Origin of the sequence: Enterobacter sp. Lyrl_3 (assembly GCF_051948675.1) — a bacterium.
Classification (GTDB): Bacteria; Pseudomonadota; Gammaproteobacteria; order Enterobacterales; family Enterobacteriaceae; genus Enterobacter; species Enterobacter cloacae.
In genome coordinates this window covers 1-12,022 of sequence record NZ_JAYJLI010000012.1, presented here as the reverse complement: position 1 = coordinate 12,022, position 12,022 = coordinate 1, and the positions used below count along the sequence as shown (strand labels likewise).

At 54.1% G+C, this 12,022-nt stretch carries 10 protein-coding genes; 3 read left to right on the top strand and 7 right to left on the bottom strand.

The window, feature by feature from the left end; translation table 11 throughout:
- Positions 1 to 13: 13 nt before the first annotated feature.
- The 5 genes from phnE to VF709_RS18470 form a co-directional block, all read right to left on the bottom strand.
- Positions 14 to 793, bottom strand: a complete 780-nt coding sequence (gene phnE, locus VF709_RS18490; protein WP_013095111.1) for a phosphonate ABC transporter, permease protein PhnE — start codon at positions 791 to 793, stop codon at positions 14 to 16.
- A gap of 116 nt (positions 794 to 909) precedes the next feature.
- On the bottom strand, positions 910 to 1,926 hold the full coding sequence (phnD, locus tag VF709_RS18485) for a phosphonate ABC transporter substrate-binding protein (RefSeq protein ID WP_038980858.1): 1,017 nt from the start codon (positions 1,924 to 1,926) through the stop codon (positions 910 to 912).
- Between the two features lie 23 nt (positions 1,927 to 1,949).
- Entirely contained in the window at positions 1,950 to 2,738 is a 789-nt protein-coding gene (phnC, locus tag VF709_RS18480) for a phosphonate ABC transporter ATP-binding protein (RefSeq protein WP_013095113.1), read from the bottom strand.
- A 173-nt stretch (positions 2,739 to 2,911) separates the two neighbouring features.
- A complete protein-coding gene (gene yjdN, locus VF709_RS18475; RefSeq protein WP_013095114.1) occupies positions 2,912 to 3,355 on the bottom strand; it encodes a VOC family metalloprotein YjdN in 444 nt (147 codons plus the stop codon).
- 80 nt (positions 3,356 to 3,435) lie between these two features.
- The gene (locus VF709_RS18470; protein WP_013095115.1) at positions 3,436 to 3,771 is read right to left on the bottom strand and encodes a zinc ribbon domain-containing protein YjdM; all 336 of its coding nucleotides are present in this window, start codon (positions 3,769 to 3,771) and stop codon (positions 3,436 to 3,438) included.
- Between the two features lie 600 nt (positions 3,772 to 4,371).
- On the opposite strand from VF709_RS18470, the gene crfC reads away from it, so the two are divergent.
- Positions 4,372 to 6,726 carry a clamp-binding protein CrfC gene (gene crfC / locus VF709_RS18465; RefSeq protein WP_013095116.1) on the top strand — a complete coding sequence of 785 codons (2,355 nt, stop codon included), beginning with the start codon at positions 4,372 to 4,374 and terminating at the stop codon, positions 6,724 to 6,726.
- Positions 6,723 to 7,598 carry a diguanylate cyclase regulator RdcB family protein gene (locus VF709_RS18460; protein ID WP_045294841.1) on the top strand — a complete coding sequence of 292 codons (876 nt, stop codon included), beginning with the start codon at positions 6,723 to 6,725 and terminating at the stop codon, positions 7,596 to 7,598. The genes crfC and VF709_RS18460 overlap by 4 nt, the downstream gene beginning before the upstream one ends.
- Before the next feature lie 43 nt (positions 7,599 to 7,641).
- Here VF709_RS18460 and kdgT read toward each other — a convergent pair whose 3' ends face one another.
- A complete protein-coding gene (kdgT, locus tag VF709_RS18455) occupies positions 7,642 to 8,634 on the bottom strand; it encodes a 2-keto-3-deoxygluconate transporter (RefSeq protein WP_013095118.1) in 993 nt (330 codons plus the stop codon).
- Between the two features lie 649 nt (positions 8,635 to 9,283).
- Here kdgT and proP point away from each other — a divergent pair.
- Positions 9,284 to 10,786, top strand: coding sequence for a glycine betaine/L-proline transporter ProP (gene proP, locus VF709_RS18450; RefSeq protein ID WP_013095119.1), 1,503 nt, complete (start codon positions 9,284 to 9,286; stop codon positions 10,784 to 10,786).
- Between the two features lie 33 nt (positions 10,787 to 10,819).
- On the opposite strand, the gene VF709_RS18445 is transcribed toward proP, so the two are convergent.
- On the bottom strand, positions 10,820 to 11,773 hold the full coding sequence (locus VF709_RS18445; protein WP_063252913.1) for a nickel/cobalt transporter: 954 nt from the start codon (positions 11,771 to 11,773) through the stop codon (positions 10,820 to 10,822).
- Positions 11,774 to 12,022: the final 249 nt, after the last annotated feature.

Below are 12,022 nucleotides of genomic sequence, written 5' to 3'. Positions count from 1 at the left end.
AAAGCCTCGCTTCTCAGATGAAGTGCTTACGCAAACGTTGAGAGAGGAAATCCAGCAGGCTGACGGTGATGATGATGAGTACCATCAGGGCGCAGGTTTGCTGGAACTGGAAACCGCGGATCGCCTCCCACAGGGTGACGCCAATGCCCCCTGCGCCGACCATGCCGACGACGGTGGCGGAACGGACGTTAGATTCGAAGCGGTAGAGCGAATAGGAGATCAGCAGCGGCATGACCTGGGGCAGCACGCCGTAAAGGATCTCTTCAATTTTGTTGGCGCCGGTGGCGCGAATACCTTCGACCGGGCCGGGTTCAATGGCTTCCACGGCTTCGGAAAGCAGCTTGGAGAGCACGCCGGTGGTGTGGATGAACAGCGCCATCACCCCCGCGAACGGCCCCAGACCCACGGCGACCACGAACAGCATCGCGAACACCATTTCGTTAATGGCGCGGCAGGCGTCCATCAGGCGGCGCATCGGCTGATAAATCCACCACGGAACGATGTTTTCCGCGCTCATCAGGCCAAACGGAATGGAGAGGATGACGGCCAGGGCGGTCCCCCAGACGGCGATTTGCAGGGTGACAGCCATTTCGCCGAGATAGTCCTGCCACTGGCTAAAATCGGGCGGGAAGAAGTCGGCAGCGAAGGTGGCCATGTTACCGGCGTCTTTAAACAGCAGCAGCGGATCCATCTCCGCGCCCTTCCAGGAGATAACCAGCACCGCCAGCAGGATGGCCCAGCTAAATAGCGAGAACCAGCTGCGTTTCGGCGGTGGGAGGGTGATGGTTTGCATGTTGACTCCTTTGTGTTTAGTTCCCTCTCCCACCGGGAGAGGATTAGGGTGAGGGGAAAATGTGCGCGCTGATGCCCTCACCCCGGCCCTCTCCCACAGGGAGAGGGAGAAAAGCGTTACTGCACCGCTTTATTCACACTGGTCATTGCACCAAGCGCGGCGGTCAGGCGGTCCAGGTCTTCCAGCTGGGCCTGAATAGCTGCCACTTTGCTGGTCTTCTCCTCGTCCTTAAGCCCCTTGTTGTCCTTCACGCCCTGCATCTCTTTAAACAGCGCCAGCTGGCGAATCGGGACCAGCTGCAGGTCGCTCGACGGGCGGAACGGTGCCCAGCCCAGACGCGTCAGCACGGCTTTCTCTTCCGGCGTTTTGCCGTAGGTCATAAAGAAGTCGTACACCTTGTCCTTGGTGCCTTCAGAAAGGTTTTTGCGCCAGACAATCGGGTCACCCGGGATGAGAGGGGATTTCCAGATCACCTTCAGCTCTTTCAGCTTGTCCGGTGCGGAGGTCTTCAGCTTGTCGAGGTTTTCGGTGTTGTTGGTGGCGACGTCCACCTGCTTGTTGGCCACGGCCAGAGCGTTGGTTTCATGGCTGGCATTGACGGTGCGTTTGAAATCGCTGGCAGAGGCATTATTTTTGGCGAAGACGTAATAGCCCGGCACCAGGAAGCCTGAAGTGGAGTTTGGATCGCCGTTGCCGAAGGTCAGTTCTTTGCGTTTGGCGAGCATATCGTTGAGGTTATTGATCGGGCTGTCTTTGTTGACGATCAGCACGCTCCAGTAACCCGGAGAGCCATCTGCAGCAACGGTCTGGGCAAAGACCTGGCCGTTTGCACGATCCACCGCTTCCATGGCGGAGAGGTTGCCATACCAGGCGATGTCCACTTTGTTAAAGCGCATCCCCTGGATGATGCCCGCGTAGTCCGGGGCGAAGAAGGCGTTTACTTTGATCCCCAGTTTGGTTTCCATATCTTTCAGGAAGGGTTCCCACTGAGGCTTCAGGTTCTGCTGTGATTCCGTCGAAATAATGCCAAAGTTCAGCGCTTTTTCCTGCTCCTCGGCGTACGCAGGGCTTAACAGGGTGCTGATGCTGAACATGCTGGTGAAAGCCAGCGCGGCAACCGTTTTATAGCTCATTTCCATTCCTCGTAGTGGGGACGTTATGCAGCCTTCGCGTTCTCTTCGACACGGTTAATGCTGCGGTAGAGATGGTCAAAACGTTCGTTATCAAACTGGTGGCTTGCGCCATCAAAGAACACATGTCCCTGACGCAGGGCGACAATGCGCTCGCAGTAGCGCAGGGCGTAATCCACCTGATGCAGCGTCACCACCACGGTGATGCCGTCGTTCTGGTTAATGTCATGCAGGGTTTCCATCACGATGCGGGCGGATTCCGGATCCAGCGAGGCGATGGGCTCGTCGGCAAGGATGATTTTCGCTTTCTGCATCAGGGCACGGGCGATGGCCACGCGCTGCTGTTGTCCACCGGAGAGGGTGGAGACGCGCTGATGGGCGAAGTGCGCCATGCCTACGCGGGTGAGTGCCCGCAACGCCTCTTGCTTCTGTAACGGGGAGAACCAGCGCAGACAGGTGCGCCAGAATGGGGTGCTGCCGAGCGCGCCAATCAGCACGTTCTCCAGCACCGTCAGTCGATTTACCAGATTAAATTGCTGGAAGATGCAGCCTGTCTGCGCGCGGCTTTTGCGGATATCCCGCGCCAGTCGCCCTGCACGCTGTACGGTGTTGCCCAGCAGTTCGACGTGGCTTTCCGGGATGCTATCGCCGGTAATCAGGCCGCTTAAGTGACGCAAAAGGGTGGATTTACCTGAACCGGATGGCCCCAGCAGCGCTACCATGTCGCCCTGCTGGACGGTCAGATCAACGGCATGCAGAGCCTTGTTGTGATGAAAGGTCTTGCTCAGTTTCTCGACGCGGATGACGGTTTGCATATGCTGGGCCTCACAATAAATGTGGCCTCATGCTGGCGCATCAATATGACATTTGGGTTAAGTGCAGGTTGCGGGAGTTTGAAGAGTTGAAGTGAAAACGATGACAATCTTTCCAGACCCGGTCAGCGCAGCGCCACCCGGGGTTGTTGCCGGATGCGCTGCGCTTATCCGGCCTACGAACTTTGTTGCTGCTTAACGACGTTAATCATCCACGGCACGCCGTATTTGTCGGTGACCTTACCGAAACCGTGCGCCCAGAAGGTCTCCTGCCAGGCCATTTCAATATTTCCGCCATCCGCGAGATTGTCGAACCAGCGTTGGCCTTCATTGACATCCTGTGTGTCGAGAACCAGCGTGAATCCGGCATACTGCGCCTTACTGCCCGGCGGCAGGCCATCGCTCATCATGATATCGCTGCCCGCAATGCGAACGTTGGAGTGGGCTATAGCGGAGTCCGGGAACTGCATGCCAGACGGGCAGCCTTCTTCGCTGCTCTCGCTTTTTGGCATTTCGCCGAAGGTGATTTTATAGAGGAGTTCTGCGCCGACGGCCTGCTGATAAAAGGCGGTTGCCTCTGCACAGTTGCCGGCGAAAGAGATGTAGGGACTTAACGGCATAATCTTTACCTCACGTAAGAAAAGCCCATTAAGTGTAGTGGGTGTGTGCCCGGTAAGCGAAGCGCCACCGGGCGGGCAAATCAGTTCTTTTTCACAAACTCAGATTTCAGTTTCATTGGACCAAAACCGTCAATTTTGCAGTCGATATTATGATCGCCTTCAACCAGACGGATATTCTTCACTTTGGTCCCGATCTTCAGCATGGAAGAGCTGCCTTTAACCTTCAGGTCTTTGACGACGGTGACGCTGTCGCCATCTGCCAGCAGGTTACCGTTAGCATCTTTTACAATCAGCACGTCAGCATCCTGCGACGGCTCTGCGTCGTTCCATTCGTGGGCGCATTCCGGGCAAATGAACATGCCATTATCTTCATAGGTGTATTCAGAATTGCATTTCGGGCAGTGTGGAAGTTGCATCGGGGGTATCCTCAAAAAAGTGCTTAACACGCTGGAAAGTGCCAGCAAAATGACGGCAGAGCGCCGAAAAAGAGGGCAAGTATAACGCAAATCCACACGATTGTCGGTGATATTGTTTAATAAAAAAAAACCGAAAAGCGTGTTGCGGGTGACACTTTCTGTCAGTCGGTTAAGCGATGCTAACGCCATTAACGTGTTGGGAAGAATTGACACTGAATATATCGAATATTTTATTGCGGCAAATTGCTACGTTCCGCCATTTCGGATAAGGTGAAGCGACACATTGTTATTTATCGCCGGTTTTCGTCGTCGTACATCTGTTATGACGCTGAACCATTCCCTCTCTTTTTAGGTGGGTAAATAATGATGATATATCCTGAAGTTTCTTAAAAATGGGCTACGCTTTTTATCTTTTGACTATCAGGTCAGGAGAAAAGCTTTTCACGCCATGCAAGGATAGCGATTTATTTCTGATTGTCTTCAATCAGTTATATTTCGGTGAACATGTTTTCCACACGTGATCATATAAGCCGAAAAACATAATTAAAACCCGGTGGCTTAATAAAAGTAATAAATTTGCGTTAAGGAAAGGCTTTTATCATGCACACACAGACAATTTTTGAATTAAGCCAGGAAGCAGAACGGTTGCTACAACTCGCCCTGCAAAACCTTGATACCTTGAAATCAATGCCGATAGCGATGCTGGAGAGTACCGCGACGGCCATTACGGGTGAAAAGAACAACGTTTTACCTTTGCATTTTAGCGCGCGTGGTGTCGAAGCACAGCAGGCGATGCTGAATAGTGAATTACGCAAAATAACCCGTCTGGAAATGGTGCTGGCTATTGTTGGAACCATGAAGGCGGGGAAATCGACCACCATTAATGCGATTGTGGGCACCGAAGTATTGCCCAACCGCAACCGTCCGATGACGGCGCTCCCGACCCTTATTCGTCATACGCCGGGCCAGAAAGAGCCGGTACTGCATTTTACGCATGTCTCTCCCATTGATGATTTGATCCAACTGCTACAGAAAAAGCTCTGCGATGACGATCGCGGCAAGCTGGCGCAGCGTCTGGAAATCGATAAAGACATGAATACGCTGCTGGAGAGAATTGAAAGAGGCGAGGCTTTCGAGAAGCACCACCTTGGGGCGCAGCCGATATTTCATTGTCTGAAAAGCCTGAACGACCTGGTGAGGCTCTCTCAGGCGCTGGACGTGGCCTTCCCGTTCTCAGAGTACGCGGCGATAGAGCATATACCGGTGATTGAGGTGGAGTTTGTGCATCTTGCGGGTCTGGATGCGCACCTGGGGCAGCTGACGCTGCTGGACACGCCTGGGCCAAATGAAGCCGGGCAGCCCCATCTGCAAAAAATGCTCACCGAGCAGTTGTCCCGCGCCTCCGCGGTGCTGGCGGTGATGGACTATACCCAGCTCAAATCGATTTCTGATGAAGAGGTTCGTCAGGCCATTTCGGTAGCGGGAAAATCGGTGCCTTTGTATGCGCTGGTGAATAAATTCGACCAGAAGGATCGCAACAGCGACGATGAAGAGCAGGTCAGGGCGATGATCTCCGGGACCTTAATGAAAGGGAACATCTCTCCGGGACAAATTTACCCTGTTTCGTCGATGTGGGCCTATCTGGCAAACCGCGCCCGCTATGAGATGGCGAACCATGGGCAGCTACCGGATCACCAGGAACAGCGCTGGGTACAGGACTTTGCCGAGGCCGCGCTGGGGCGTCGCTGGCGTACGGCAGACCTGGACGATATCGAACATATTCGCCATGCGGCTGATTTGCTGTGGGAAGATTCGTTATTTGAACAACCTATCCGCAAACTGATTTACGCCGCCTATGCCAATGCGTCGTTATTTGCGCTGCGTTCGGCGTCGCATAAGCTGCTCAACTACGCCCAAAATGCCAGAGAGTATCTCGATTTTCGCTATCAGGCCCTGACGGTGGCCTTTGAATCGCTGGAGCTGAATATTACGCGTCTTGAAGAGGATATGGCTCTGTTGCAGACACGGCAGCGCGTGGCCAGCGAAGAAGTCAAACACGAAGTGGAGCAGGCCCTCCACGCCACTGACGATTTTATGGCGTTGCAGAAAGGAGCCCTTCAGCAGGCGATTGGCCATATCTTCAACAGCCACACGCTACTTGATTTGGCAGGTATTGATCCGCTGAATCATCGGCAGGATGCGCCGGAGGCGCTGACGCAGCTGGTGCTGGATGATGAAAGGCAGGCGCAAACGGTACTGAACAGCATCCGCTCCGCCTGCGAGCAGGTCATGCTGGACGCACAGACGAAAATCAGCCGGGAGCTGGCGCTTCGCTTCGATCAGCTGGAGTCTACGCTGGCGCGTTCGCTTAATGAGGCGATGCGGCCCATTGAGCTGCGTATTAAAGAGCAGCTCAGCCATGCCGGTTTTCGGGCGCGGATCAGTTTCCCGGCATTTCAGGCAAATCAGCTGAACTTCAATACGCGGGCGCTGTTTACTGATGCCATCGCGGAGGATACCCGTCCGGCAGGCCAGCCATCGGCTGCGGGAAGTGTACGGGAAACGGTGTCGCGCTGGCTGAACAATCCTGGCTGGGGCTGGGAAGATTATGTGGCGACGCGCACGCGATACGTTATTGATATTGCGCAGCTGCATGACAAGTTTATGCAGCATATTGATCAATTTTGTGAACAAATCCGTAAAGCTTTAACCGCGCAGGTCGATGTCTCTGTTACGGCGGGTATGGCAACGTTCTTTGCAGAATTTTCGTTATGCCTTGCCGGGTTACAGGAAAGCTTGCGTGATAGCCTCGCAGTCCGTCAGCAAAATGAGCATTCGACCCGATCGCTCAGCCAGCTGTTGAAACAAAGTATCACGACTGCGACGTGGATTCAGGAAGATACCCGACTGTTACGCGATGATATTCAAACTCTTTTCGCGGCAGAGCAACCATGACAACACAGCTACTGGACGGTCCCGGGCGGACGCTGGAGTGTATCCATCCTAAATTTATGGTCGATCTGGTCCAGGGGGTAGACGCGCCGCGTCATACCCATCTGGGGCCGCAACAGCTGCAGTTTCGTGAGCGTTTGACGCAGGAGATCATGACGCACACCCGGCTGCGACCGTGGGCAATGGCGGGAATGCTCAACGAAAATGCGGCTCTGCGCCTGGGGCTGGCGGAAAAGCTGGCCGGCATGCTGGATCCGGGGCATCTCGCGCTGACGCGTATGGCCGATAAACTGGTTGCCCTGCGCCAGCAAACCTCTCTGCGTACGCAGCCCTCGCCGGGCCTGGTTCAGCAGTACGCTGAACTCTCTTCCCATTTTCTTCAACGCGCAGCCTATAAAGAAAAGGCGTTGTCCCAGCGTGGGTTAACGGTCCAGGCGGGCGAGCATAGCGAGCAGATTTTTACCCGCTGGCGGGCCGGTCACTATGATGGCTGGTCGCTGGCCGGGCGTTGCTACATTGTGCTGGAAGAGCTGCGCTGGGGAGCATTTGGCGATGCCTGTCGTCTGGCGAATGCGGACGTGGCGGCAATGCTCAAGGATAACCTGCGCAGCATGGCGGCAAATTATCTGGCGCAGGGGATCAATGCTTCTCCCACTACCCGCCATTTTTATCACCAGTGGCTCACAACCCCCTCTACGCCGGGGAGCATCGATCATAAAGATATGCTGGGCTGGCTGGGGGACTGGTGTCAGGCGGACAGCCACCCGGTGAGCTGGTCAGTAACCCAAAACTGGCAAACGGTCGCGCTGGGTATGCCGAGACTCTGTTCGGCAAAGCGGCTGGTGGATGGGATGGTGGAAGAAATTTTTGGTTGAACCCCTCACCCGGTGGGGAGAGGGGCCGGTCTTATGCGGTGCGTTAATGATGAAGCTCTACCGCTTTCGGTTCTGTATCCGGCTCGGGGAGATTGCCGAAGCGCTTCGCATACAGGGCCGTGATGATGGGCACCAGAATGGCGGTGACGATCACGCTGGCGGCAACCAGCGCCGTTGCCGAGGCCGCAACCGGTTCGAAAGCCGGGTTAATCTGGGCAATGATCACCGGATTCGCCACGGCTGCCCCGGCGGCTGAAGAGGCGGCTACACCTGCCGTTCCGTTTCCTCCGCCAATTACGCGATCGGCAATGATCAGCGGAATGCCGGTGATAATGATAACAGCCACGCCCAGGACAATACCCAGCAGACCGGTATCGAGGATCACCTTCAGGTTAATGGTATTCCCCAGCGCGAAGCCGAAGAACGGGATCAGCACCGGCGTGGCTTTGCTGAAGAAATCGCGCAGATCGTGGTCCAGATTCCCCAGCGCAAAACCGATCAGGAAAGGCAGGATCGCGCCGACAAAGTGGTGTGGTTCAAACGAGGCCAGTCCCGCCGAGCCCAGAATCAACATCGTCATCAGCGGACCGGACTCCAGAGACATCAGCACAAAGGCGCCAGACTCCTCTTTTGTGCCGTACTGGTTCATCAGGCTGGCATAGAGCCCACCGTTAGTCATATCCATCGCGGAGACAATAGCCAGAACGGATAATCCGGCGAAGAATCCGGTCTGAATGCCATTCTCCGGAATGAACAGTGCACAGACCATTGCCACAACCCAGGCAACCGCAATTTTCGTTATAACCAGCGTTCCGGATTTACGTAATACGGTGCCCGTTGCCCGCAGGTTAATAGATGCTCCAATACAAAAGAACCAGACGGCCAGAATGGGCACGGTTCCCGTAATCATTCCTTTTGTGAAACCACCAAAATAAGCACCGGTATCAGGTGCCAGGGTATTCAGAATGGCGCCAAGCACCAGAGGAACCAGCATCATCCCGCCGGGGATGCGTTCTATTGTGGCTTTAATCTTCATGTACAACCCTCACATCGTGTCCCGCGTGGCGGACGGAATGCTATCGAAAATAAAATCAACAAATTCAATTAATTGAAAGGATGCTTAGCCTGGCGCTTCGTTATCCTTTCAGGGAAATTAATCGCGTGCTCTTGATTCATGCCGCTCAAAAGCCCGCTGGACGTTGCGTTCGGATTTATCATGCGATCATTGGAATAATGATTCAATGAAAATAAAACAGTGTTTTAGTTATCTCTATCACATATTCAGCGTAAATATTCGAACCGCGTTTTAATATTTAAAATTTATGTAAATCTGATGTGACGCAGTATGGTTTTGAGAATTGTTGTGCAGGCGATAATAACGTGCGTGAGCATGTTCTTTTTAGGTGGATAAGAAAGAGCTGATGGGCGGCAATTGACAAATATTGAACTCAATTGACGATACGGAAAAATATATGTGAAGTTGATCACAAATATAAACGCTGGTAGGGTAAAAAGGTCATTAACTGCCCAGACAGGCGTCAACAGGTTCGGTTGTATCGACGTAAAACGTCAATGTAAGTAAACCTGCTACGCTTGAATAAGGCGATTCGCATGGAGCGGATCCCCGTTTCACGGTTCACCAGATGGCCGGTGAAATGGACAGGGCTGAGTCTACGAGGAAAGCTATGCTTAGAAGGAAAAAGATTAAACCCATCACGCTTCGCGACGTCACCATCATCGATGATGCAAAACTGCGTAAAGCGATCACTGCCGCCTCGCTCGGTAATGCGATGGAATGGTTCGATTTTGGTGTCTACGGCTTCGTGGCCTATGCGTTAGGTAAAGTGTTCTTCCCCGGCGCTGACCCCAGCCTGCAGATGATTGCCGCGCTGGGTACGTTCTCGGTTCCCTTCCTCATTCGCCCGCTGGGTGGTCTGTTCTTCGGTATGCTTGGTGATAAATATGGTCGTCAGAAGATCCTGGCCATCACCATTGTCATTATGTCGATCAGTACATTCTGTATTGGCCTGATCCCGTCTTATGCTTCGATTGGCATCTGGGCGCCAATATTGCTGCTGCTCTGTAAGATGGCTCAGGGATTCTCCGTAGGGGGAGAATATACCGGTGCCTCGATCTTCGTTGCAGAGTACTCCCCGGACCGTAAACGTGGCTTTATGGGAAGCTGGCTGGACTTTGGTTCCATTGCCGGGTTCGTCATGGGTGCGGGCGTGGTGGTGCTGATTTCAACCGTGGTTGGTGAGGCGAACTTCCTTGAATGGGGCTGGCGTATTCCGTTCTTCCTCGCGCTGCCGCTGGGGATCATTGGCCTGTACCTGCGTCATGCGCTTGAAGAGACGCCTGCGTTCCAGCAGCACGTTGATAAGCTTGAGCAGGGTGACCGCGAAGGTCTGCAGGATGGCCCGAAAGTCTCCTTTAAAGAGATCGCGACCAAACACTGGCGCAGCCTGCTGGTCTGTATCGGCCTGGTGATCTCCACGAACGTGACTTACTACATGCTGCTGACCTACATGCCGAGCTATCTGTCGCATAACCTGCACTACTCGGAAGACCACGGTGTGCTGATCATTATCGCCATCATGGTGGGTATGCTGTTTGTGCAACCGATTATGGGGCTGTTGAGTGACCGCTTTGGCCGTCGACCGTTCATTATTCTGGGTAGCGTTGCGCTGTTTGCCCTTGCTATTCCGGCATTCATTCTGATTAACAGCAATGTGCTGGGCCTGATTTTTGCCGGCTTGCTGATGCTGGCGGTGATCCTCAATTGCTTCATTGGGGTGATGGCCTCTACACTACCGGCCATGTTCCCGACGCATATTCGCTACAGTGCGCTGGCGGCGGCCTTTAACATCTCGGTTCTGATTGCCGGTCTGACGCCGACGCTTGCCGCCTCTCTGGTGGAAAGCACGCAAAACCTGATGATGCCCGCTTATTACCTGATGGTTATCGCGGTGATTGGTTTGATTACGGGTATTACCATGAAGGAGACGGCGAACCGTCCTCTGAAAGGGGCGACGCCTGCGGCATCGGATATTCAGGAAGCGAAAGAGATCCTGCGCGAGCACTACGATAACGTCGAGCAGAAGATTGAAGATATTGACGCAGAGATTGAAGAACTGCAGAAGAAACGCTCCCGACTGGTGGACCAACATCCACGCATCAACGAGTAATCAAAAAACCCGCCGCTGGCGGGTTTTCTTTTATTAGCATCCTGCGGCGATGTAATCGCCATTGGCGCTGATGGGGATCACCGTCAGGAACAGGATGGTCGCAAACAGGATCAGAACAATCCCGCCAGCAATCTTGACCGCCGGAACCAGCCACTTCAGCGAGGTGTCGCCACCAAACCAGGCGACCGTGCGCTCCCGGGCGTAACGCACGGCCAGCGATAGCCCCATAATCGACAGCGCGGTTCCCAGCGACATGGTCATTACCGCGGCCATTCCCCAGGTGACGATGCCCAGCGCATTCGAAAACATCAGGATCATAATGGCCCCACTGCACGGACGCGCGCCGATCGCCAGAATTACACCCAGACGGGTTTTCCAGTCACCCTGCGCAAGGTCTGCCCCTACGCCGTGATGGCCGCAGCCACAATGTTCATCATGCTGGTGAAGGGGCGTGATGGCGGAGATTGCCATCCTGCGCGGGCGCAGGCTTTTCAGCGCCTGGTAAATGATAAACGCGCCGAATGCGCCAATGAGGACCGCGCTTATCTTCTCGACATACCAGCGGCTGGTACTGATATCCCCGGACGCCAGGTTAAACCCCACCGCCAGAATAAAGACAAACAGAATGGCGCTGACGCCCTGCAGCATACTGCCAAAAAAAGGAACGACCCGGGCAGCCAGTTCGCTCTCTTTATTTGTACTGAGATAGGTAGTGACAATGAATTTGCCGTGCCCCGGCCCGATAGCGTGAAGTACGCCATAGAAGAACGCGCCGGTTAATAGCCATAAGCCACCGCTGTACTGATGGTTATTAAGCTGCAACAGGTACATCACCAGATAACGGTGCAGGGTGATTTGCGTAGCAAGACACCATTGGATGAAAGCCCCCCAGTGTGCGTGCAGAGTGAAGCCCGCAATAAGGAGTAGCAGCGTCATGAGGCCAGCGCCAGGAATGCGCCAGTCTCGGGTGAGGCGTTGTGTGACCATGGATATTGTCTGTCAGGGAAAATATTTGCCAATAGTATAGTTGATTATCCCCCTCAATCCGTGGGTTCTTATGAAGCTTACGCGTTGTATTGTGGATAAGTCTGTGTGTAAAAGGGTATAAAGCGGGGTTTTGCTGGGGAATACAGCAGTCAGTCATCTTTTTGCAACTTTTCGGTTGCGGTCGCTCGGGAACTCCCTATAATGCGCCTCCATCGACACGGCGGATGTGAATCACTTCACAAACAGCCT

Coding starts and splice junctions, on each gene's coding strand:
- phnE (WP_013095111.1), bottom strand. CDS start 793: ATGCAAACCATCACCCTCCCACCGCCGAAACGCAGCTGGTTCTCGCTA.
- phnD (WP_038980858.1), bottom strand. CDS start 1,926: ATGAGCTATAAAACGGTTGCCGCGCTGGCTTTCACCAGCATGTTCAGC.
- phnC (WP_013095113.1), bottom strand. CDS start 2,738: ATGCAAACCGTCATCCGCGTCGAGAAACTGAGCAAGACCTTTCATCAC.
- yjdN (WP_013095114.1), bottom strand. CDS start 3,355: ATGCCGTTAAGTCCCTACATCTCTTTCGCCGGCAACTGTGCAGAGGCA.
- VF709_RS18470 (WP_013095115.1), bottom strand. CDS start 3,771: ATGCAACTTCCACACTGCCCGAAATGCAATTCTGAATACACCTATGAA.
- crfC (WP_013095116.1), top strand. CDS start 4,372: ATGCACACACAGACAATTTTTGAATTAAGCCAGGAAGCAGAACGGTTG.
- VF709_RS18460 (WP_045294841.1), top strand. CDS start 6,723: ATGACAACACAGCTACTGGACGGTCCCGGGCGGACGCTGGAGTGTATC.
- kdgT (WP_013095118.1), bottom strand. CDS start 8,634: ATGAAGATTAAAGCCACAATAGAACGCATCCCCGGCGGGATGATGCTG.
- proP (WP_013095119.1), top strand. CDS start 9,284: ATGCTTAGAAGGAAAAAGATTAAACCCATCACGCTTCGCGACGTCACC.
- VF709_RS18445 (WP_063252913.1), bottom strand. CDS start 11,773: ATGGTCACACAACGCCTCACCCGAGACTGGCGCATTCCTGGCGCTGGC.